The organism is Sphingomonas morindae, assembly GCF_023822065.1.
GTDB classification, from domain to species: domain Bacteria; phylum Pseudomonadota; class Alphaproteobacteria; order Sphingomonadales; family Sphingomonadaceae; genus Solisphingomonas; species Solisphingomonas morindae.
On sequence record NZ_CP084932.1, the window covers coordinates 79754 to 101670 of the forward strand.

General features: G+C 63.3%; 22 protein-coding genes. 15 read left to right on the forward strand and 7 right to left on the reverse strand.

Annotation, left to right across the window (positions count from 1 at the left end):
* Nucleotides 1-56 precede the first annotated feature (56 nt).
* Both LHA26_RS19415 and LHA26_RS19420 read left to right on the forward strand, forming a co-directional pair.
* Nucleotides 57-635, forward strand: a complete 579-nt coding sequence (locus LHA26_RS19415) for a hypothetical protein (RefSeq protein WP_252169022.1) — start codon at nt 57-59, stop codon at nt 633-635.
* Nucleotides 636-795: 160 nt separating this feature from the next.
* Nucleotides 796-1125 carry a hypothetical protein gene (locus LHA26_RS19420; RefSeq protein ID WP_252169023.1) on the forward strand — a complete coding sequence of 110 codons (330 nt, stop codon included), beginning with the start codon at nt 796-798 and terminating at the stop codon, nt 1123-1125.
* Between the two features lie 61 nt (nt 1126-1186).
* Here LHA26_RS19420 and LHA26_RS19425 read toward each other — a convergent pair whose 3' ends face one another.
* Nucleotides 1187-1363, reverse strand: coding sequence for a hypothetical protein (locus LHA26_RS19425; protein WP_252169024.1), 177 nt, complete (start codon nt 1361-1363; stop codon nt 1187-1189).
* A 631-nt stretch (nt 1364-1994) separates the two neighbouring features.
* On the opposite strand from LHA26_RS19425, the gene LHA26_RS19430 reads away from it, so the two are divergent.
* A complete protein-coding gene (locus LHA26_RS19430) occupies nt 1995-2219 on the forward strand; it encodes a hypothetical protein (protein WP_252168887.1) in 225 nt (74 codons plus the stop codon).
* 112 nt (nt 2220-2331) lie between these two features.
* Here LHA26_RS19430 and LHA26_RS19435 read toward each other — a convergent pair whose 3' ends face one another.
* Nucleotides 2332-2550, reverse strand: coding sequence for a hypothetical protein (locus LHA26_RS19435; RefSeq protein ID WP_252168888.1), 219 nt, complete (start codon nt 2548-2550; stop codon nt 2332-2334).
* Nucleotides 2551-3244: 694 nt separating this feature from the next.
* Between LHA26_RS19435 and LHA26_RS19440 the strand changes: the two genes are divergently transcribed.
* From LHA26_RS19440 to LHA26_RS19475, 8 genes are all read left to right on the forward strand, one after another.
* Complete coding sequence (locus LHA26_RS19440) at nt 3245-3535, forward strand: hypothetical protein (RefSeq protein WP_252168889.1); 291 nt, start codon at nt 3245-3247, stop codon at nt 3533-3535.
* Nucleotides 3525-5828 carry a type IV secretion system DNA-binding domain-containing protein gene (locus tag LHA26_RS19445; protein WP_252168890.1) on the forward strand — a complete coding sequence of 768 codons (2304 nt, stop codon included), beginning with the start codon at nt 3525-3527 and terminating at the stop codon, nt 5826-5828. Before LHA26_RS19440 ends, LHA26_RS19445 begins: the two co-directional genes overlap by 11 nt.
* A gap of 3 nt (nt 5829-5831) precedes the next feature.
* Nucleotides 5832-8891, forward strand: a complete 3060-nt coding sequence (gene mobF / locus LHA26_RS19450) for a MobF family relaxase (RefSeq protein ID WP_252168891.1) — start codon at nt 5832-5834, stop codon at nt 8889-8891.
* Between the two features lie 43 nt (nt 8892-8934).
* A complete protein-coding gene (locus LHA26_RS19455; protein ID WP_252168892.1) occupies nt 8935-9135 on the forward strand; it encodes a hypothetical protein in 201 nt (66 codons plus the stop codon).
* A 15-nt stretch (nt 9136-9150) separates the two neighbouring features.
* The gene (locus LHA26_RS19460; RefSeq protein WP_252168893.1) at nt 9151-9822 is read left to right on the forward strand and encodes a hypothetical protein; all 672 of its coding nucleotides are present in this window, start codon (nt 9151-9153) and stop codon (nt 9820-9822) included.
* A 38-nt stretch (nt 9823-9860) separates the two neighbouring features.
* Nucleotides 9861-10949 carry a hypothetical protein gene (locus LHA26_RS19465; RefSeq protein ID WP_252168894.1) on the forward strand — a complete coding sequence of 363 codons (1089 nt, stop codon included), beginning with the start codon at nt 9861-9863 and terminating at the stop codon, nt 10947-10949.
* 106 nt (nt 10950-11055) lie between these two features.
* Nucleotides 11056-12714: a hypothetical protein gene (locus tag LHA26_RS19470; RefSeq protein ID WP_252168895.1), complete on the forward strand. Its 1659-nt coding sequence runs from the start codon at nt 11056-11058 to the stop codon at nt 12712-12714.
* 7 nt (nt 12715-12721) lie between these two features.
* Entirely contained in the window at nt 12722-14344 is a 1623-nt protein-coding gene (locus LHA26_RS19475; RefSeq protein WP_252168896.1) for a hypothetical protein, read from the forward strand.
* Here the strand turns inward: LHA26_RS19475 and LHA26_RS19480 are convergent.
* Complete coding sequence (locus LHA26_RS19480; RefSeq protein ID WP_252168897.1) at nt 14341-14859, reverse strand: SOS response-associated peptidase family protein; 519 nt, start codon at nt 14857-14859, stop codon at nt 14341-14343. The two genes, LHA26_RS19475 and LHA26_RS19480, sit on opposite strands and share 4 nt — an antisense overlap.
* Before the next feature lie 57 nt (nt 14860-14916).
* Between LHA26_RS19480 and LHA26_RS19485 the strand changes: the two genes are divergently transcribed.
* The 4 genes from LHA26_RS19485 (at nt 14917) to LHA26_RS19500 (ending at nt 17596) form a co-directional block, all read left to right on the forward strand.
* Nucleotides 14917-15531 carry an SOS response-associated peptidase gene (locus tag LHA26_RS19485; RefSeq protein WP_252168898.1) on the forward strand — a complete coding sequence of 205 codons (615 nt, stop codon included), beginning with the start codon at nt 14917-14919 and terminating at the stop codon, nt 15529-15531.
* 31 nt (nt 15532-15562) lie between these two features.
* The gene (locus tag LHA26_RS19490; RefSeq protein ID WP_252168899.1) at nt 15563-16180 is read left to right on the forward strand and encodes a DUF4238 domain-containing protein; all 618 of its coding nucleotides are present in this window, start codon (nt 15563-15565) and stop codon (nt 16178-16180) included.
* 62 nt (nt 16181-16242) lie between these two features.
* A protein-coding gene (locus LHA26_RS19495) for an IS630 family transposase (RefSeq protein ID WP_252168900.1) occupies nt 16243-17300 on the forward strand; the annotation gives its coding sequence in 2 pieces (ribosomal slippage) (nt 16243-16728 and nt 16731-17300; 1056 coding nt in all).
* Nucleotides 17282-17596, forward strand: a complete 315-nt coding sequence (locus LHA26_RS19500) for a DUF4238 domain-containing protein (RefSeq protein WP_252168901.1) — start codon at nt 17282-17284, stop codon at nt 17594-17596. The genes LHA26_RS19495 and LHA26_RS19500 overlap by 19 nt, the downstream gene beginning before the upstream one ends.
* 34 nt (nt 17597-17630) lie before the next feature.
* On the opposite strand, the gene LHA26_RS19505 is transcribed toward LHA26_RS19500, so the two are convergent.
* The 4 genes from LHA26_RS19505 to LHA26_RS19520 are packed head-to-tail and all read right to left on the reverse strand — an operon-like array spanning nt 17631 to nt 21895.
* On the reverse strand, nt 17631-18545 hold the full coding sequence (locus LHA26_RS19505; protein ID WP_252168902.1) for a restriction endonuclease: 915 nt from the start codon (nt 18543-18545) through the stop codon (nt 17631-17633).
* 30 nt (nt 18546-18575) lie between these two features.
* The gene (locus tag LHA26_RS19510; protein WP_252168903.1) at nt 18576-19673 is read right to left on the reverse strand and encodes a DUF4238 domain-containing protein; all 1098 of its coding nucleotides are present in this window, start codon (nt 19671-19673) and stop codon (nt 18576-18578) included.
* Complete coding sequence (locus LHA26_RS19515; protein WP_252168904.1) at nt 19674-21113, reverse strand: DUF6035 family protein; 1440 nt, start codon at nt 21111-21113, stop codon at nt 19674-19676.
* A gap of 8 nt (nt 21114-21121) precedes the next feature.
* Entirely contained in the window at nt 21122-21895 is a 774-nt protein-coding gene (locus tag LHA26_RS19520) for a BrxR family transcriptional regulator (protein ID WP_252168905.1), read from the reverse strand.
* Between the last annotated feature and the right edge of the window lie 22 nt (nt 21896-21917).

The window sequence follows — 21917 nt, forward strand, 5'->3', positions numbered from 1 at the left end:
GAAACGGATCGAGGAGAGGAGGAGCGAGGGAGCGGTTCCAACGAGGGAGGACGTCCATGTCCATCACGTTCCGCATCGCTACCGCTTCCGACGATCAACCCGGTCCTGTCGCTACCATCAATGCGCGCCAGCTCGCTGCCTTCCGCGCCTATCTGCGGGAGGAGGGCGAACGTCTGGGCCTTGCCCTGCTCGATCCCGACAGCGACGAGGACCGCGTGCTCGCGCTGAACTTCGAAGCACGCGTGTGCCCGCTCGCGCTCGCCTCGGTCGCGCGCGTTTTCGACCACGATGCCGCGGTCATCGCGGTGCTTGACGAAGCCCAGTTCCGGGATCGACGGATCGCAGTCTGGTGGTACGAAAGTGATCGCGTGATCCGTATGCGCCCATCGCTCACATCCGATCATGGCGCTGAGCTCGATCTCGCCGAAAGCGATGCCCATGCACTGCTCGAAGGCCTCGGGCTCAATCCCGACGATGTCGGCGAAATCCCGATCGATACGATCCGTGGTCGGCTTGCCAATCCGGCGATACGGCGCCGCGCGGAAGCCGATGGAATTTCCACCATGCTCGAGCGGCTCGAGCGTCTTCTCGCGATCGCAGATGCCGACGACAGTTCGCGCCTCGAATGGGCCTAGCCTCCGCCCGATCGACGGTAGGAAGAAGGGCGCGTCCCATGCTGGCGCGCCCTTTTTTTTGGCCCAATAGCCAAAGCTCATCAGCGTCTCGCGCGCGGCATCCTTGAAATCCGAACGGTCGCGTCCAATTCTTCAGGGGAGGGTGTGGCCACGCCCTCACTTGGATAGCGAAACAGACCAGCAAACTGAAAAATCAGAACCCAGACAGCCAAACAGCAAACCGAAAAACAGCCAGCAAAAACTCAGATCCAAACAGCGAACCCGAAAAAGCCAGCAAACAGCGAACCCAGATCCAGAAGAGCGAACCAGGACAATAGGGGTCGGCCCCTCAAAACACCGGACAAGCGCGTTGCAACGTATTCCCCTTCAATCTGGGGGCGCGTCCCCATCGCTGAAAGTCAGAGCGATGGAATGGCACAATTTCGCAGAGATCCTGTTTGGACTCGCGGCTGTGATCACCGCCCTAAAACAGGGCGGCAAGAAGAAGTGAAAGAGGGCGGTGGGCGAGAGCCTGCCGCCCTTTCGCGTTTAGCCGTCGGTTCGATCGGCGATCATGAGGCTGGGGGATTTTCCCGGTCGTTCTTCGGCTTCAACAGCGCGTCAATTGCACTGCTCAGATGATGTGACGCCTCGTCCTCGCCGATCGTGGATAGATACTCCAGTGCCTGCCGCATCAGCGCCAGACCGAGCGCCCGCTGGACGGGCGGCGCATTCGCTTTGAGATCCATAGCGTCACCCCGGGCGCGGAGGCTTCCAAGGAGATGTTGGCACGCCCCGACCAGATCAACTCCCGCGCACTGGGCGCGGGAGCCGGGGCTGGTAACACGTCGAGACATGCGCCTACGCTTTTAGTGCCGAGGCACCTGGACATATGCGCAGGCACCCCGGCGTGAAAGCTCACCCCGAGTTGCCGTTCTCGACGGGATTACCAGTCCCGGCGCTGCCCGTTCTGCAGCGCATCAGGGACCTAACACAGGCGCACGGTCGAACCAACCCGACGGGTGACAACCGCCCGAAAGACGCACCTGCTATGCGCGGGCTAATGGACCTGTCCAGCGGTTCGGCCGCCGCCGCGCGGCATCATGCTTTGTTGATCCTTGGGGCGACATTGGCGCACCCTTCAGAGGATAAAATCTCTCACAGAATTCCGAGGATGTCGTTGATGGAACCGCCGCGTCAAGGATGAGCGGTGCCCCCAATTTTGCCGCGACCTCCGCTCCGCTTCGCTGCGCTCCAGCCACGACAAAATCGGCACCCCCACTCCCCGCTTCGCGGCGCCGGCTGTGCCGGCGTCCCTGACCCGGCGGTTCCCTCAACGACGGCCATTTCCCTGTCATTCAAGACGACAGGAGCACCACCATGCAGATCATCTCGACCGCCGCCCACGCTGACGCCGCTGCTTATCTCGCCGCTCTCGCATTCGCCGAGCGCCGCGCCCTACACAGTTTTTTCGACCAGCATGTCATCGAGGAGGAGGACGGCCGCTACGTCGCCATCGACGAGGGTGACTACGATGCGCTGCCGTCGCGGATCATCGACCGGGTTGTTCACACGGTCCCCGGCCGGATGTCCGACGAGTTCTGAAGGTGAGGGGAGGGGCCACGCGCCTCTCCCTTTTTTGTGTGGGAGAGATACGGCCATGAGGGGCATCGAGCCCCCCATGGCCGTGCCGCGGCGCTGCCGCGGCGGGTCGGGGTCAGGCAGCCAGCTTCTTCTCCACGGCCTCGATACCGAGTGTCTTGATCCGATCCATGAGGGCTCCCAACCGCTTGCCGTCGAGCTTCAGCAGTCCCGCTCGGTCGACCAGCGTGATCGCCTGTTCACGTTCCTTCTCTTCGAGCATCTTGCGTCGGCTCTGCAGCTTCCGCTCGTCCTCTTCGAGTGCCAAACGCTCCTGTTCCAATGTCTTTGCCATAGGTGCCTCTTGTGAAGGCTAATCGGGCTATGAACCGAGTGAATATAGCCGTGGCAACTGACGCCCGGAAGAAGAAGTTTTGGGCGGCTGGGCGAATCGGGCCAAGGCCCGATCACGGCTCTATTCGCTAAGGCCGCCGAACCCTTTGCAAGGGCCGGCGGCCAAGCTCACGGAGTCAAGGCAGACGCCTTGTCTCCGCCCGTTCGGGTCACGATCCTCGCCTTCACAATGGGGCCTTCGGCCGCCATTGGTCCCGCGCCTCGGGCGTTGCCCGAGCGCGGCGAGGACGCCCCTCGACCATACCGCTTCGCGACCGGGCTGTCTGGACAGCCCCGGGAATCGCCGTTCCGCCTCTCGGCGGACCTCTGCCCTGCCGGACCCGGCAAGCGCCACTCTCAGACCAGCAACGAACAAGCCCGGAACCTGGTATCAGTCTCTAAGGAAGAGCACACCCTACGCACCTGAATGTGCTGGGTTTCCGTTGTTGCACAACGGGTTAGCGCGGAAGGGAAGGAGAGTATGGCGTAGTACGCTGTTCGGACTGGGCTAAAGCGACGGAAAACCGCCAGTTCCATGTACTACGCGAGACTACAGGGAGCCGGCCCCCAACGATCAACTTGCTCGGCCAGGGCTCAAACGCTATAAACAAGGCTCTTCTTCGGTCCCCACCAGCCTCCCTGCTAGGAGGTTGGTCTTGGCTACCAGTTACAGGCACTACAATATTCGCCTGGAGCGCTCCCAATGGGACCGCCTCAGCGCGATCGCCGCTGAGCAGAAGCTGACTGTCGCCGACATCGTCCGATCGGCGCTCGACGTCTTCCTCTCCTCCTCCGATGTCCTGACCGCCAGCCAACGCCGGCTCGCCCGTATCAGCGAGTTCCAGCAGCTCGCCCTCGACGTCATCATCCGCGAGCAATATCCCGAGCTGCGCGACCGTCTCGTAGCAGAAACCGACAAGCGCCTGGTCCAATATCATGGCGCGTGAGGACATCCGCTCGAACGGGAAAAACATCCCGCTGACCCACCACAGCGCGCGCGGCCGCGTGCAGCGCAACTCGGGGAATTTCACCCGCGGCTCGCAGCTTCTCACTCATGAGATGCTGATGTGGTTTTCAGGGGCCAAGCTGCCGATCTTGGCGTGGTTCTTCGCCTTCCTCCTGGCGTGGTTCATCATCCTATCGATCCGCCTCGATGAGCACGGATTCCAGCTTGTCTGCATGAAGGTCTATGCGGGCCTCTGGAACTGGGTCGACCTCAATCCGAACAAGCGCGTCAACGTCACGCTGCCGAGCGGCGAGATCTACAAAACCATCATGCCGGCGGTGCCCTATATCCCCGCCGTCCAAAAGGCCTGGGCCACCACGGTCCACGCGTTGATCGGCTCGCTCCTTGTCTCGATTTTCGTCGTGACGCCCCTCGCGATCTGGTTCGTCGACATCTCCCGCAGGCGCGGCAAGACGATCCTTCAGGAACGCCATGAGCGGGGCGCGATGCTCGTCGACCGCGCCGTCCTCGTCTCCGAAATCGCGCAGCACAACGCCGCCAAGTTCGCCGAAGATGCGCGCCAGTTCTTCCCCCGGCTCAACCCGAACGCCGTGCTCCGTTTGCCCTTTTCCGAGCGAAAGGCGGGCGGGATCCATCATCCCTATTCCCTCGCCGGCGTCCCCTATCCGCACCGCCTCGAGCAGTCCCACACGATGCTCATCGGCACGACCGGCGCGGGGAAGACGACGGAACTCAGAAGCATCGTCACCCAGATGCGCCAGCGCCAGGACAATGCGGTCATCTTCGACCTCACCGGCGCCTATGTGGAAGCCTTCTACGATCCGGCCCGCGATACAATCCTCAACCCCATGGACCAGCGCTGCCCGGCCTGGTCGATCTTCAACGACTGCTCGACCTACAGCCATTTCACATCCGCCGCCGCGGCGCTGATCCCGTCCGATGGTGGCTCTTCCGAACCCTTCTGGGCCCTCGCCGCGCGGACCCTGTTCATCGAGATGTGCGTGCGGCTCCAGGAGCGCGGCCAGACCAGCAATCTCGCGCTCTCCGAGAATCTAATGACGGCGGACCTGAAGCGCGTTCACCGCTTCCTCGCCAACACGATTGCCGACCCGCTTACCGCGCCCGAAGCCGCCCGCATGGCCGAGTCCATCCGCGCCGTCTTCAACACCAATGCGCAGGTCCTGCGCTTCCTTCCCGACGAGGGCGAACAGTTCTCGATCCGGCGCTGGATCACCGAGGATCGCGCGCCGGGATCGATCCTGTTCGTGACCTCCGATTACGACGACCTGGAGATGAACAGGCCGCTGCTCACGCTCTGGATGAACCTTGCCATCACCAGCCTTATGACGCTGCCGCGGACCCGGTCTTTGCGCACCTGGTTCATGTTCGACGAGGTCGGCGCGCTCCACCGCCTGCCGGCGATCGAGAAGGGACTCCAGACCGCCCGTAACTTTGGTGGCGCGATGATTCTGGGGCTCCACAGCTTTCAAAAACTGGTCGAGGTCTATGGCGAGGAAGGCGCACGCAATCTCGCATCGCTTGCACGCACCAAACTCATCCTCGCGACCAGCGAACTCAAGACCGCCGAGGAATGCTCGCAATATATCGGCAACCGCGAAGTGCGGCAGATGGATGAGGCCTATAGCTACGGCTACAACAACAATCGTGATGCCTCGACCCTGACCCCGCGCAAGCAGGTCGAGCCCCTCGTCATCGCCGACGACATCACCAACCTGCCCTCGATGCACGGGTTCGTGAAGTTTCCCGACGGCTTCCCCGCGGCGCGCATTCTGCTCGAGTGGAAGGACTATCCCGAGATCGCCCGCGGCTTCATAGCCCGGCCCTCGATGCAGCCGGTGCGCTCACGCCGTGGCGAGGAGGTGTTCGCGGAAGACGGGGGCGAGGCGGGCGGTCGTGACGGCGCCGCGCAGATCATCGACGAGGTCGTGGAATCGACCAATCTCGCCAAAGATATGGCAGCCCGCATCCTGCAGGGCCCGCCGGAGGAAGAGAGCTCCGACCCCGCGCGCAGCGCCCAGCGCAATGACGATCGCGACGAGCAGTCGACGCCGGCTACCCGCTCGTCCGACAAGGCGCCAAACGGGGCGGCCAAGGAGGGCGAGCAAGCGTCCGCCACGCGGCCTGAAGACGAGCGGCGCGATGCGCGCGGCACTGTCGCGCCCGCCCCGCAGGTCGAGGACCAAACCTTCATCGAATTGCGCCAAGGGTTCGCCGCCGGGCGCGACAACGACGATCTCGACATGGGGATCTGACTTATGCACTCGATCGCCTCGGTCCGCTCCGCAGCCGGCGCCGCGAACTATTTCGCGAAGGACGATTTCAAGGACACTTATTACACGGCCGACGGCTCGGCCGAGGTCAGCGAATGGGGCGGGGCAGAGGCCGAGGCGCTCGGCCTATCGGGCGAGGTTGCGCGCGACACGTTTGAGAAAACGCTGAGCGGCGTCCTGCCGAGCGGGGAGGGGGTCGCCCAGGTCGAGAACCGGCGGAACGGGCTCGACCTCACCTTCTCAGTGCCCAAGTCGGTGTCGCTGATGGCCTATATCGCCGGCGACAAGCGCGTGCTCGCCGCGAACCTGAGCGCAGTCCAGAAGACCATGACCTGGGTCGAGAAGAACCTTGCCGAAGGGCGCAAGGATATCGAGGGCCGCAAGGTGCCGGTCCGCACTGGCAATCTCGTCTACGCGCTCTTCCAGCACGACACGAGCCGGGCGCTCGATCCGCAGGCCCATGTCCATGCTGTCGTCGCCAATCTGACCCGAATGCCGGACGGCAAATGGCAGGCGCTCCATGCCGACAAGATCTGGAGCAACAACACGACGATCGGTGCCATCTACCACGCCTATCTGCGCGCCGGGCTCGAGCAGCTCGGCTACCAGGTCGAGATGAAGGGCAAGCACGGCACCTTCGAGATCGTCGGTGTACCGAAGGCGGTGATCGACGCCTTCAGCCAGCGGCGCGAAGCCATCCTCGAGAAGGCGGCGGAACTCGGTATCGTCTCGCCCAAGGGACGCGACGGCGTCACCACCACGACCCGCGATCCCAAGCTCAATGTCGAAGACCGGGGCACCCTCGTCCAGGGCTGGATCGACAAGGCGGCCGCGCTCGGGTTCGACGGCAAGAGCCTGCTTGCCTCGGCCGAGGCGCGGGCTGGGCAAGGCCTTTCCGACAGCCGTCTCGAGCGGGGCTTTCGCGCGGTCACCGATGCGATCACCGGCGCCCGCGAAATCATCGGCGGATTCCTTCGCTCGCCCGATCCGCTGGTCGATAGCGGGCTTGCCCGCGCCACCAAATCGTCTGTTGTCGCGCGCTCGCAGCTCGCGGTTGCCTCGGCGGTGCGGATCCTTTCCGAGCGCGAGGCGGCGTTCGGCCACCATCAACTTTCCAAGACCGCGTTGGACCTCGGTCTCAAGGGGGTGACGATCGAAACGGTCGAGCACCGGATCGGCCAGCTCATCGAGAACCGCCAGCTCATCCAGGGGGTCGCACGCATCGGCGACAAGGGCGTTGAGATGCTGACGACGCAGGAGGCGCTGCGCACCGAGGAGAACATCCTCGCCGCGGTCGAGACGGGCACCGGAAAGGCCACGCCGATGCAGTCGGCAGCCGACGCTCCAGAGCGGCTGCAGGCGGTGGCCGACCGGCCGCTCAATGCCGGCCAGCTCGGTGCCGCGACGCTCATCCTCTCCTCGGCCGATCGCACGGTAGCGATTCAGGGCATCGCCGGCGCCGGCAAGTCGACCATGCTCCAGGCGGTGGCCCGTGTCGCCGAAGCGGAGGGGCGCAAGGTTCTCGGCCTCGCCTTCCAGAACAAGATGGTCGCCGATCTCGCCGAGGGGGCGGGGATTCAGAGCCAGACGATCGCCTCGTTCGTCCTCGCCAACGAGAAGTTCGTGACCGAACGTGAAGGCCCGCGGTTCGAGGGTGCGCGCTCCAGGCTCGCCGGCGCCATGCTTGTGGTCGACGAGACCTCGATGGTGTCGAGCAATGACATGCTGCGGCTCCACCAGATCGCGGACGCGCTCGGGGTCGATAAGCTCGTCCTGGTCGGCGATCGCCAGCAACTCTCATCGATCGATGCCGGCAAATCCTTCGCGATGATCCAGGCCGGCGGCGGGACAATGGCGCGCATGGACGAGAATATCCGCCAGCGCACCGACACGCTGCGCACGGTCGCCGCGCTCGCCAATGTCGGGAAGGCCGGCGAGGCGATGAAGGTCCTGGGCGACAAGGTCCATGAAAGCGAAAGCCCGCCCGAGACCGCCGCCGAAATGTGGCTCGCGCTCGGCGACGAGGACCGCGCAGCCACCGCCGTGTTCGCCTCTGGGCGCGAGTCCCGCGCGATCATCAACCAGCGCATTCAGGACGGGCTCGCAGCCGAGGGCAGCGTCCGGGGCGAGGGCATCCACCTGACAGTCTATGAGCGGGTCAACCTGACCCGGGAGGAGCTGCGCTATGCCTCCTTCTATCGCCCCGGCCAGACCCTCGATGTCGGGCGCGGCGGCGCGCAGGACGTCGGGCTCGGGCAAGGCCGCTACGACGTCACCAAGGTGCTGCCCTCGGGCAAGGTGGAGCTCTTCGACGGGCGGCGCAGAATTCGGTTCGACCCCCAGAAGCTCTCGCCAACCGAGAAGCGTGATCGCCTCGAACTCACCGAGAGGAAGGACCTCCATGTCCGTGAGGGCGACCGCATCCGATGGACCGCCAATGACAAAGCGCGAGATCTCCACAACGCCGCGCTCGCCCGCGTGCTGTCGGTCGATGGGAGCGGCGTCACCGTCGAAACTACGACGAGGCAAACCCTGACCCTCGACCTCGGCGATCCAATGCTCTCGCGCCTCGACCTCGCCTACGCGCTCAACATGCACATGGCGCAGGGTATCACCACCGACAAAGCCATCACCGTCATGGACAGTCACGAGCGCAATCTGTCCAATCAGCGCCTGTTCAATGTGGGCGTGACCCGTGTCCGCGACGATCTGACCATGGTCGTCGACGACAAGCAGAAGCTCGAGCGTCAGCTCGACGCTAATCCTGGCAATAAGACCTCGGCTCTCGAAACGCTCGGCCGTCTCGACATCGACGGCAAGAAAGCCGGACCCGAGCGAGCCAAGTTCGACCCCGGCCCGATCGACGGCATCAACCTTGCCGCACAGGATGACATCCTCGCTGATCTGCCGCCGCTTCCGGACGGCCCGCTGCCGACAGCGGCGCCGCCCAAAGGTGATGATCTCAAGGCACCCGCCGACCTCAAGCCAGACAAAGCGGACCTGCTGCCGCCGCTCCCGGAGCGGAGCCTGGGCCTCGATTTGTAGCGAAGGGCCGGCGCGGTGCCGGCCAGAAGAAAGGAGACCGATCATGGCATGGGATTTTGACGAAGGCGGCAAGTTTGGCAGCGAGAAGGCGGCGGAGGATTATGCGCGCCGCAACGGCCTCAGCGAGGCGGACTTCCGGACGCGTCGGAAGGGCGATCAGGTCGAGCTGGAAATCCGGCGCTCCGCGGTCGACGGGCGGAGCCTGCGCGACAGCAATGAAGGCCGCAAGGACGGCTGGTTTTGAAGGGGGAGGGCCAGGATGGGCATCGATGATCGCGACTATGTGCGGGAGCGGCGGCGTCGCGAGGCGGCGGCACGTCTGGGAAGCGCGTCGTGGATCGACGCGAAGGGCCGTCTCAAACATTCCGGGCTCTGGATCGATCCGAAGGAAAGCCGGGCCACCCGGCGGGGCACTACAACTGCCCGAGCAAGGTTTGCAGTCCACCCGGCCCAGAAATGGATCCTGATGCTGTCCATCCTGGCGACGCTCATTCCGTTCTACGGCAAGGCGCAGCGAAAGGGCTGGATTCCTGACTTTGAGGCCGCCCAGCCCTTTCCCGAGACGGGGTCCGTCACCGTTGCAGGCAACCTTGTCGGGTTCGTCAGCAAAAGCTCTCTCACGATCGCGGCCAGTGCGGCCAACGCCGTAGTTCAGCTCTACCAGCCCGACAACCGTCACGCACTGTCGATCTATGTCGGTGCCAATGAGCGGGTCGAAGTTCCGGTGCCGTCAGGAACCTATCGTGTCCGGTTGATAGAAGGGCAGAAATGGCACGGGCCGAAACGGTTCTTCGGACCGAATACGTCCTATGAGACGGTCGCGGCATTGATGAAGTTCGAGCCTGGCGCCGGGCACATCATCGATCTTCATCGCCGTCCGGACGGCAATCTGAAGACGAGACTGATGGTCACCGGCCCGGAGCCGCTTTAGGCTCCGGGCACATCAGCGGGAGAACAATAGGCGTTGCTATGACCGGGACCGACCAGACCATGCTCAGCGCCTTCGGGATGGACGGCGATGAGATCTTCGCCGCCATGAGTCGTGCACATTCCCTCGTGACGGACGAGGAAACTGTCCGGGGAATGGTCGAGTTCACCAATGCCTGTCCGGCTGCCGACAGGCGAAAGGCCGATGCCGTGCGCGGCACCAGCGAATGGCTTGGCGGGGCGGGCCACATGTCGATGATGTACCTGCTGAGGGAAGACCCTGCGACGCTGAATTCCTGGGCCGTACTGCTCGAACGCGTGCTTACGCAACCACCCTGCTACCGCGACCTCGCCGACTGGTGGCTGTTCTTTTCGGCGCTTGAGGCCGAGACAGGCTTCCAGCTCGAACGCTGCACGTCCAAGAAGGGCGAGCAAGGCCTCACCGCGCATTTGCTCGAGGCGCTGGCGGCGCAGGGCAAGGCGTGGTCCGAAGTCATCGCTCCAGCCATTGCCCGCAGCGGCGCCACGCTCGCGATCAGCGATATAGATCTTCAGGTCGGGGGCGGGGAGCAGGCAACCGGCGGCGACTTTGGGCTGATCCTCGACTTCGATGGCAGGACCGTGCAGCCCGGCGCGAAGAGGGAGGTGGAGGAGCGCCGCATTGTTCCGCTGATCTTCCAGGCAAAACGCTACGCACGGCCCACCGCCAGCGTCTCACAGACGAACATGCTGCGCGGACCCCAGCTGAACCTGCTTGCGGCCAATGACTGCGCCTCTGCCTACATCTTCTACGAGAATCTCGGCGATCAGGAGACGCCACTGCCCCCGCTGGTGAAGCCCGTCGAGAGCGTGCGCAGCCCGACCACGACCGACGTGCTGGAGGAAAGCATCGACTTTGCGACCTATCTGCTGCGCGCGGCGACCAACGCGGCCTCCGCGCCGCGCGCGCAATCGCCCGACGACGCGTTGCGCATGATCTTCTCCAAGGCGTCGCCCTCCGACCTGTCGGCGCTGGTCGTGGTGTCGAGCGATCCGAAAGCCACAAACCGCTATCGCTCGAGCTGGTCGATGCTGCAGCACATGCTGCGCCATCATGGCAGCGAAGGCGAACAGGTTCACGAGCAGAACTAGCAGGCGACAGCGGGCCTGACGCGAGCCCCGCGTTCTCGCTGCTGCCCGACGGGCAGAGCCGTGGTAGCAAGATCGCCAGGGGCAAACGGGGCGAATCATTAGCGGAATGCCGAACTACATCTTCTATTCCTGGCAGAGCGACACGGAGAACCGTATCGGCCGAGGCTTCATCCAATGGGCGCTCGATCGTGCGATCAAGGCGCTCAACGCAGACGCCGATGTCGATCCCGCAGAACGCGACCTTCGTGCGGATCGCGATACGATCAACGTCAGCGGCATGCCGCCGCTCGCGGACACCATTTTCGGGAAGATCGATCGGGCCGTCGCGTTCCTCTCCGACCTCACCCATGTCGCGACCCGGGCCAACCGCCAGCTCTCTCCCAATCCCAATGTCCTGCTTGAGCATGGCTGGGCACTGAAATCCCGCGGGTGGGCCAGGATGATTGGCGTCATGAACACAGCAATGGGGCACCCGGACGATCATCCGCTCCCGTTCGACCTCACGCACTTCAAGCGACCGATCCTGTTCCACTGCCCGGCGGATGCGAGCGATGAGGATCGGCAGGCGGCCAGGCTCGGTTTGCAGAAGGATCTGGAAAGCGCGCTTCGCCTGATCCTCGACGATGAAGTGCTCCGCATGGCGCAGCCGCCGGCCGAGCCTCATCCGCACGACGTCGAGCTACTGCAGCGCTATCGTGCGCAGTTTCCCGAGCCGCTGCGCCTGTTCCTGCGCGAGCATAATTTCGGGACGCCTTACCCGCGCAGGGCCCTCGATCCCCTCGACGAAGTGGCCTCCACCTGGGCCGGCGCCGCATTCGATTTTGAGGACGAGGCACTCCAGAAGGCGGCACTGGCGGTGCGCGCGGCGAACACATCGCTGATGGAGCTGGTCTACGAGCGGGTCCACGTCATGAACCAGAACCACAATATGGCCTGGGTGAAAACGGACGAGGATGTCAGGCGCGGCATGCAGCCGTCGACACTGGCGGCCGTCAAGGAGCTGAACAGCCGGTCGACAGCCCTGATCGACGCCGTCGATGCTTTCGAGAAGGTCGGGCGGTCGCGGATCCGCGTCGCTGCCCCACCGCCCGCCGCTCCGCAAGTCGATCCCCGATGGGAAGCCGCCCAGACCACCGTGAATGAGCTGGCAATGGACCGGATGCGCGGCGGGCTTCCTGAGATCGTCGCCACGCCCAGCATGACGCTGCGCATCGTGCCCCTCGCCGCCATGGATCGGCCGGCGATCGATCCCAAGCTCGTCATGACGGCCGCGCTGCGTTTTCCGCCCGACATGCAGGTGCGCGTGCAGTCGGACTCCGACGAGCGCCAATGGTGGAGCTATGGGCTCCCGCTGATCCCGACGGACAATAATCCGGAGACCAGGTGGCGCACCCGCTTCGTGCGGCCTGGCGCCATCGAGTATGAGGCGACGATCGGCACGCGGATCGATAACGATCCGCAGATCGTGGTTGATGGCCGGGAGCTTGAGACCGGGATCGTCAGCCATCTCGAACGGCTGGTCGGCGTGCTCGCCGCCGTCGGGCTGACCGGCCCGGGACTGGTGTCGATCGCCTTTCGCGGCGTGGAGGATGTCGAGCTCACCCGCGCGCGCGGCGGTGGCCGCGGGATCCGCAAGCCGGAGCTATTCCTGCCTGAGTTGCGCACGGACGATCTCTCCGCGCCAATGCAGCCGCAGCTTCGCGACCAGTTCAATATTCTCTGGCAGGCGTCCGGCTGGGCCGACGGCTCGCCGTCGTTCGGCTGAGCAGCCTATGATCCTCAAGCCGCCACCGCCAGAGAAGGGAGACGCAGGCCTTGAGGCGTTTCGCGCGGATGCGAAGCTGCATGAGGACACGCTGAAAAACCGCACCTTGCGCACGATGTACCGGGGCGACCTCGCCAAATGGCAGAAGCTCTATGCAACGCTTTCCGGCAAGCGGGAGCCGGGCTCGCCCGCGGCGAGGCACTTCGCGAAGCTCTCGAAACTCTGCGGCGAACTCCTCGCCGAGTATGGATCGGAGGCCCCGGCCAGGAAGCGGCCGGCCAAGACGGTCGTACCGGTGCCGCTTTCCTATCCCGACTTCGCCGACGACATCACGCACCGCATCCATTTCCTCGAAGGCCCCGGCATCCGCAGGCGACGCGCAGTCGAGCTTGCCACCTATGCGCCCGCCGTCTCTCGCCAGATCTCGACGCGCGGGCGTGTCCTCGTCTCGGTCGGGGTGCGCAAGGATCAGGTCCGGCTCTATGAGCGGCTCGTGGAAGCCATCGGCGATCTTGCCATGGGCGACTATTCGGCCGCCGGTTTCGATATCGGCTATGTGATGCGGCCCGAGGGAATTGCTCAGGGCCAATCCTGGACTGCAACGCCACTCGATCCGGCGCTGCCGATCGCGCGGATCTGGGAGGACAATAATCGCTCGCGCGGGTACGGCCTGCAGGCTCGCCTGATGGGCGACCAATGGCGCGGCGTCGATGGGTCCGGGCTGCCGGCCGACCTTCCCGATGTGAACGCCGGCCCCTGGGACCCCGACCCGCATTGGCAGCGCGTGCTGGACCTCACGGAGGCGGACCGGCTCGAGGAGGCCCTAGAGCTGGTCGAGGCTGTCCCCGGCCGCGAGCGGGAGCCCCTGTTCGACGAAGTCATCTATCTGCGGTTTCTGACCGGATCTCCGCTTCAGGCTCAGGACATTCGGGTGCTCGCGCGCAAGCACGTCTTAGGATCGCTGATCGCCGACCGGCTGCTCGAGGATTTCGAGGCCTTTCTAGATCATCTGGACGCGCAGTTCGCGCTCGAGCCACCCGTTCTGGGAGAGATGACCAGACTGCGCCCGGACTTCGGATCGTCGATGATACCGCCGCTGCCGCCTTCGGCCGATTGGGCCACCTACCGGCGCCACATGGCCCAATTCTCCAATCCTAGCGGCCAGCGCGGCCGGATCTTCTCCCGGAATATCGGCGTCGCAGATACCGGCGCGTCGGAGTTTTTCGCGAGCGCCATGGTTGCAGCGGAGGAAGCCTTTCGCCGAGAGCGTTCAATCCCTGAGATCGGGCGCGGCTGGGTATCCGAGGTCGCACTATTCGACCTTGTTCGCTCGATCTGGCCATCCGCTGTCCATCAATGGCGCCCGCCGTTCCTCGGCATGCAGTCGATCGACATCCATGTGCCCGAGCTGATGCTCGCCATCGAATATCAAGGGCAGCAGCACTACGAGCCGATCGCGCTTTTCGGGGGGCAGGAGGGGTTCGACCTTACCTGCGCTCGCGATGAGAAGAAGCGCGCCTTGCTGGCGCGACACGGCGTCCGGCTGCTCGAATGGCGCTACGATGTGCCGATCACGCGTGCCGAGCTGACCTCCCGGCTCGCCGGCATGGCCATCGTCGTTCCAGACTAGAGCGCGAGCGCCTTCTGCCGCGGTCCGCGCGTGATTTCCTCAACGATGAAGGTTCGCGCCGGCGGCGTCTCGAGAAGGTCGGACTCAGGAACACTATTGTCGAGCCATTGCATGCGCTGGCGCCTCAGTATGATGGCTCCGTGCCGATCCTGATAACGGCTGACCTCCGGATTGGCGGCCACCGTGATGACCCGAAACGAGAGCGGCCACTCGGCGATCGCCGGCTCCCACACTGCGGCAAGATAGAAGAAATTACCGTCGTCGAGCTTCACCCGGTACTGCTTATCGCCCACCGTCATATGAAACTCGGACGCGGGAACCAGGCAGCGCTGCTTCGGGAATGTCTTGCCTTCCGCGCGAACGAACCGAAACGAGGTTCCATCGCTGAATCGGGGATTGGAGCCCCAACGGGCCTCGACCATTTCCAGTTCTTGCATATCGTCCGGATTTCGCCGGATGATGCGTAGAAGCTTCTCGAGGGGCGCCTCGGAGTCGAACGGCGTTGGCGTGGACATGAGAAGAACATATATGGAACACGAATGAGTCGCAAGAACAAGCGGAACGGGTGACCGATGTGCAATGACTATCGTCTGGAGGTCGACATCGCTTCGATCGTCGAGGACTTCGACGACCTCAAGATCAAGATCAAAATGCCGGAGGGCACGCCTAACGTGGCCGCCCGCGAGGACATCAAGATCAGCGATATCGCGCCGATCGTCCGCAGCGGCGAGGGCAGGGGGATCGGCGAGCTGGTCAATCGACGATGGAGTTGGCCCGGCCACAACGGCAAACCCGTCTACAACTACCAGTCGGAGGGCCGGGAGTTCACGTCGCATCGCTGCCTGATCCTCGCCGACGGCTTCTACGAGTTCACAACGCCCGAAGACTCCAAGCAGAAACGGAAGACCAAATGGCTCTTCACGATGCGCGACCACGACTGGTTCTGCATCGCGGGCATCTGGCGCTCAACGGCCGAGGGCGAGGCGTTCACGCTGCTGACCACCGAGCCCGGCGAAGACATCAAGCCTTATCACCACCGGCAGATCATCCCCTTACCGCGGGATTCCTGGGCCGACTGGCTCGACCCATCGGTGCCGGCGAGCGAGGTCCTGCGCGTCCTGCCTAAGGGTAGCCTCATCCCGACCCAGGTCTATCCGCCGATCAGCGCGCAGCAGGCGCTTCTCTGAGCATGCAAAGCCCTATCGACAGGGGACCAATTTGAGCGACCCCGATCGCCACCACTTCCTGCCGCAATTCTACCTCTCACGCTGGGCCAACGCGCAAGGAAGGCTCTCTACCTATTCGCGCCAGCAGGGAAAGCTGTACGTCCGCGAATATGCGCCCAAGACAATTGGAGCGGAGAGGGGCCTCTATGCTCTGAACAGCGTGCCCCCCGAACATCGCAATGCGATCGAACGCGAGTTCATGGGGCCGGAGATTGACGATCCGGCCGCGAAGGCGTTGCGAATACTCCTCAGCGACACCCAGCCGGCGCTGCAGACGGACTTACGCATAGCATGGGTTCGCTTCCTGATGTCCCTGCTGGTGCGCCTGCCGAGCCTCCTGCGAAAGTTGAAGGCTGATGCGTCGGAGACGCTGGCGCGGGAAATAGCGGCGCGGCCCGAGGAGTATGTGGCGTTGCGCCGTCCCGGGCACCCGCCGACCTTGATGGAGTTTCTGAAGGAGCGCGGCATCGACGGCCTGGTCGAGGATTTTGGAACGACGCTGATCCCGGGCTTGGTCGACTTGCCGCAGATGAAGGCGGACATCGCCCGAATGGACTGGCGCGTCTTCCATTTCCGCGACGGCCCTTATACCAAGGCTCACAGATCGTGACTCGCGGGCTTGCCAGTTGCGGCTCGGGCTGATTCAAGATGGCAAACGGATTGGAGTTTGCCATGCCGATCGCGCTTCGCACCGATTTTGACGCCGCCTCTGTGAGGTATGCGGCCCGCCACTCCAAGGATGGCGCACAAACCAGGCGATTGCTGGCGCTGGCGGCGATTTACGATGGGGCGAGCCGGACGGAGGCGGCGCGGATCGGCGGGGTCACGTTGCAGATCGTGCGGGACTGGGTGATGAAGTTCAACGCTGCCGGTCCGGAGGGGCTGATCGACCGGAAGGCGCCAGGACAGCCGTCGATCCTGAATGCGACCCACCGCGCAGCGCTGGTCGAGGCCATCGAGCGGGGTCCGATACCGGCAGTCCATGGCGTGGTGCGCTGGCGGATCGTCGATCTGGCGCAGATGCTGTGGGACGACTTCTCGCTTTCGGTATCGCGGCCCACCTTGAGCCGCGAGCTGCGTGCGCTCGGATATCGCAAGCTCTCGGCGCGGCCCAAGCACCACGCTCAGGACCCGGAAGCGATCGAAGCCTTCAAAAGGGGGGCTTTGCCGCCGAGCTGGACAAGGTCAGAGCGTCCCTCCCGCGCGGCACATCGATAGAGATCTGGTTCCAGGACGAGGCCCGGATCGGGCAGAAGAACAAGATCACGAGGCGATGGGCGAAGCGAGGAACCCGCCCTTCGGCGCCGCACGATCAGCGCACCAAATCCGCCTACATCTTTGGCGCGATCTGCCCGCAGCAGGGCAAGGCGGCGGGTCTGGTCCTTCCCTTCTGCAACACCGACACCATGAACCTGCATCTCGAAGAGATCGCGCTGCACGTTGCACCCGGCGCCCATGCCGTGCTGCTCATGGATCAAGCCGGGTGGCATCTGACGCCGAAGCTGATCGTACCCAACAACATCTCGATCGTCGCGATCCCCTCGAAAAGCCCCGAGCTCAATCCGCAGGAGAACGTGTGGCAATTCATCCGCGACAATTGGCTGTCGAACCGTGTTTTCGGCTCCTACGACGAGATTGTCGACCATTGTTGCGACGCCTGGAACAAGCTCGTCGAGCAACCTTGGCGGATCATGTCGCTCGGCCTACGGGCGTGGGCCTGCGGGTTCTGATCAGTGAATCTTGGTATTATGGACTCCTTACCAGCGATTTTCCGATCTGCATGCTGCCGGGCCTTGGATCGCCGGATTGCCTGATCTCGCTGCCGCTCTCCCCGACAGCAATCTTCCTCGCGAGCTATAACAGCGAGCTGCTGAACCAACTCGACGCCCTGGCGCCGCCGGCGCTGATCGATGCCGCCAACCGCATATCCATCCAAAGTGCGCAGCAATATGTCTACGCGGACACCCGCAAATATTTCGAGCTGATCGATACCTATCTCGACCCAAGGTCAGGGCCGTCCGAATAATCCGTCCGATTGGCCGATACCTGACCGCCAATTCCTAAGCGACCTTCTCGCGTAGCCACGACGAAAGGCCGGCGTCGACCACCATTCTTGCCAGGCGCTGCGGACCCAGCATTATAACGCCCTCCGGCGCCTCATCCTCGGGGATAACACCGGTATGCCAAACGAAAAACATTCGGTCGTAGGCCTCGGCTTCCTCCAGGCGCACAGCATAGTCATCCAGTGCAGCGCGGCTTGCCTTGGATTTTACCTGGACGAACGCGCGCTCGCTCGTGCTCGGCAGCACCAGTTCGAGGTCGATGGTCTTCTGAGTTCGCCCAAGTTGACTGACCCGGCGCCAGCCGCTCGAAGAGAAGATCAGGTCGACTAGCAGCTCAAAATCCTGCCACGTCAGGAGCCGCATCAGCGGGATCACGGCCGTCATGAGCGCGCTCTCTGCCTCCTCTGCCGCGGCCACTTCAGGCGACAGCTCATCGCTGAGTCGACGCAGCAAATAGTCGGCAGCGGCGACGTCGCAGATCGTGCCCCTGAACATCTGCACCTTGAGAAGATGGCCCGAGAGGCGGTCGGCGGTCAGCAGCGTGCCGCCAATCGTGGTGCTGCGCCACCCATCCAGCGTAGGCCGGCGGTGGCTGTTGTCGCCGAGGATCTCGATCTCGCCAGACGGCCGGCACCAATAGAGCAGACCACCCACGAACGTGATGAAGATGACCGTCTCGTCGCTCTCGTAGAAGGCGCGGATCTGCTTCACGTCGCGGGTCGCAGCGCCGGCATCTCCCCTAATGCGCATCATCGCCTCACGAACGGCCGCCCAATCTCCCGCCGCGCAAAGGTCATGCGGTGCCTCGCGATAACCAAACCGGATGACACCGTCGTGGATGCTCTCGGCTTCCCAATCGCCTTTGCGCCCGAGCTTAATGTAGTAGACCGAAGATGCCGTGACCGCCGTCATTCAAAAGTCCTTCCCGCGAGACTGCGCGCCTCAGATCGATACTTTGTGATAGCCCTCGCCGCGCACGAAGCCCTGCTCGAGACACCAGCTACGGGTCAGGCCAGCGCCGGTGTTGTTGGAATAAGCCCGTCCGTTCGGCCGAAACCGCAAGAATGACGGCCATGCAGCCGGGACTGGATGGTTCGACACCACATGCACCAGCACCTTCTCGCCGTTTCGGATATTCGTGGGCTTCTTGACCGCATAATATTCGCCCCAGTCGTTCGTTTTCTCCAGGACAGCCTGCGTCACGGTCTGGCGGGTCTCCGGGCGCAGCGGTTTGCTCGTCCCCGCCTGCGCAGCAACAAGCTCGCGATCGTCCCAATCCCGAAAATACAGGTTGGCCCAACAGCCCATGATCTGGTGAGAATTGAGAGCGAGGATATCTGCAGATCGATCGGCATCGATCCAATGTGCGCGGTGGCCCGAGCTGTAGACTGCCCCGTCGTAAAGGAGGGCGCAGAGCATTGGGGTCAGCGGCAAAATGAATATCGCGCCGGCCGTTTTCGCGCCAAAGCTCGGCCGAGCCTTTCTGGGCCGCTGAATGTGAAGTCGGTTCGTCAATACTGCCGGATCGTCCGACGTTACGAACGGCGAACCAGTTCGATTTCGCACGACGCAAAGAGTGAGATCGTCAACGATGCGCATCGTGTCCTTGTAATTGAGCATCGCAGCTTGGACCGCCTCCTTCGCTGCTTCTTTGACGGTCGGCACCGGCAGGTCGGAACCGGGAACATCGTGCAATGCCAGCACCATCTCGCTGGCTTTGAAGGAAGCGGCCTCCGTTCGCAGATATTGCAGGTAAATGAATCGCTTCAGCACGATTTCCACAGCCGAACCTATCGCGCCGTTGTCAGCCAGGTGGCGAATGACGGGTCCATAGGGGTTTTCGATGAAGTTGATCGCGTTCTCCAGCAGCCGGTTTTGGCCATAGAAATAGTCCCCGGAGCACTGGTTCCTGACCGGCGCGTTTGGGATCGCCTTCATGCGATCGAGGTTGAACAGATTGATCGCCAGCCCCTCGCCCCCCACCGTAAATGGGCGCAGGTGGACCCGCGGAACAAAGTGCTGGTTTTTGTTGTCAGCCATCTAGTCTGGCGTCTTTTCGGTGGGAGGCTTTCTGCACAGCTCGTTTGAGAGAAAACCGAACAGCCGGTCCTCGTCTTCGGCGAGCTTAAAGCGTGGGTCCGAGCGCATGAGCGCCCGATAGCTCCTTATCTTGCTTTTCCATTTGCCGGTCTTGTCCAGTTCCTCGAGCAAATGAAAATTGCCGTAGGCGCGCAGGAGATGACCAAATCCGATGATCAGCTCAGGGTGCTGATGGAGTAGATGATGTGCCACCTCCAGGACGTTCCGATGGCCAAACCCGACAGGAACGCCGGTGCGTGCCGTCTCGATCACCCACACCATGCGCATCGGCACGAGGATGCGGCACGATGGACCTTCTAGGTGGTAACAGAAGGGCACCAAGGCATAGTTCAGCGCTTCCCACCGCTTTTCATGCTCGACCGGGTTGATGTTCTCCGGGGCGGTCAACGCCCATTCGAAGACTTCACCCCTTAGTTCCTCTTCGATGCGAGCGATGGATCCACGGTGAGCGGCCTCGGCTTCCACGCGCTGACGTTCGCGCGCTTCGCGAAGCTCGGCGTAGCAGGCAGCTTCGGACGCTTCGAAATCTAACGCGCAAATCGTCTGGCGATCGACGTCGATTTTCAGTTCGTCCCATCCAACCAACCTCTCGATCCAGTCGTCTACGACCCGGTCACCCTTTATTTTGGGTTGCCGATGCCAGACCCGGAGTATGAATCGACCGGCTGCGACGGACGCCGCCACGGTCGCCTCGTCCACGACGAGCACATTCGAATTATTGCCGAACAGGATGTCGTCGGTCGTCATGCGACGATAGTTCGGGTCGAAACCTGGCAGGATCCACACAAGCGCGGCGCCCTGCTCTCTGTAGAAGATCTTCCGCCCCAGCACGACATCGAGGAACGTCGTGCTCAACTGCACTTCAAAGGCCAGTCTAAGCTCGTTGATGCGGGCGGCGACGTCCGGTCGCCGAAGGCCCTTCGTTCCCTCACTGGCGTGCCACGTCTTCTCGACGACAACATCTCGAAAGCGTGGATCGGCCTCCAGGCTACGGACCAGCAATTCCTTGATCCGGAGGTGTGCGCCGCTCTCCTGGGCGCCGCGATACTTCATCGCTCGGATATCTGCCTCGGACAATCCGGTACGCGTGACCGCCGGGCATGACCCATCTTCTGACCGATGCCGGAGGTAGAAGTTCTTGTGCATGCTGCTGGCGAGGAAAAGCGTCACGCCGCAAATGGGGCACGACAGTCGAGGTTGGCCTGCAAAGGCCGCCAGCTTGAGGCATTCCCTCAGTCGTATCGCCGCGTCATAGGGGAACGCGCTGATCAAGCGCTTTGCGTCCAAGATTTTTCCGGTCCGTAGGCTTCGAGCCTCGGGAATCGCGGGGTCCTCGACGGGGGTGGCGCGTTCTCGCGGCGCGACGGTGACGTTAGCCATCGGCGCGCCTAAAATCGTTCGAGACGGGCGCCGGGCCGGTCGAGCCCCCAGCGTCGCTCGACGTAGAAATCGAGTGCGCGCCGGGTCTGAAAGCTCAGTGCCTCGCCTTCGAACCCAAATTCCCGCTGCACCGCGCGCCGTTGATCCGCTGATAGATCAGACCGCGGCCGCAGCCTCACCTCGACGATGGTCTCCCAGTCAATGTCGGGAGGGAGCTGTTCCTTGATCGGCCGTGTCGCGAAGCTACTGTCGGCCGACACTCGGATCGGAAGAAAGTCACGCCACTCCTTCCTGTCCTCGCTCCAAGCCCTCACATGCAGTCGCTCGCCGTCGCTCGCAATGTGCGTTGGCGCGATCCACTGGCGATCTCGACGGCCGCTTGTCATCGAAACATAGTCGATCTCCACGAAGCATCGCCGTTCGATCGCCTGATTGAGTTCGCGCATGACTTCCTCGGGGCAATGCCGGGCAGGGCCTGGCAATCGGGCGAAGGCATCGCCGTGGGCTTTGGCATAGATCGCCTCGAGCGAAGCAGGGGCCGGTGTGTCGCTCAACCCGACATGGCCTTTAGCGGCCACATACATCTTCCTGACCGGATCATATGTCGGAGCCGGCGACGCAACCCGTTCAAGATATGCGCGAAAGTCGACCGCCGCTTGAGCGTTCGAGATGCCGAATGCCTCGATCAGATCCCGCCGATTCGCCTGTCCCAACCAGGCGAAGCACTGGTCAAGATAATGGAGGCGTGCCCGCATTGCGGGTTTCGGTTCGAGTTCGGTCATGAGGGGAGCATAGTTGACTCCA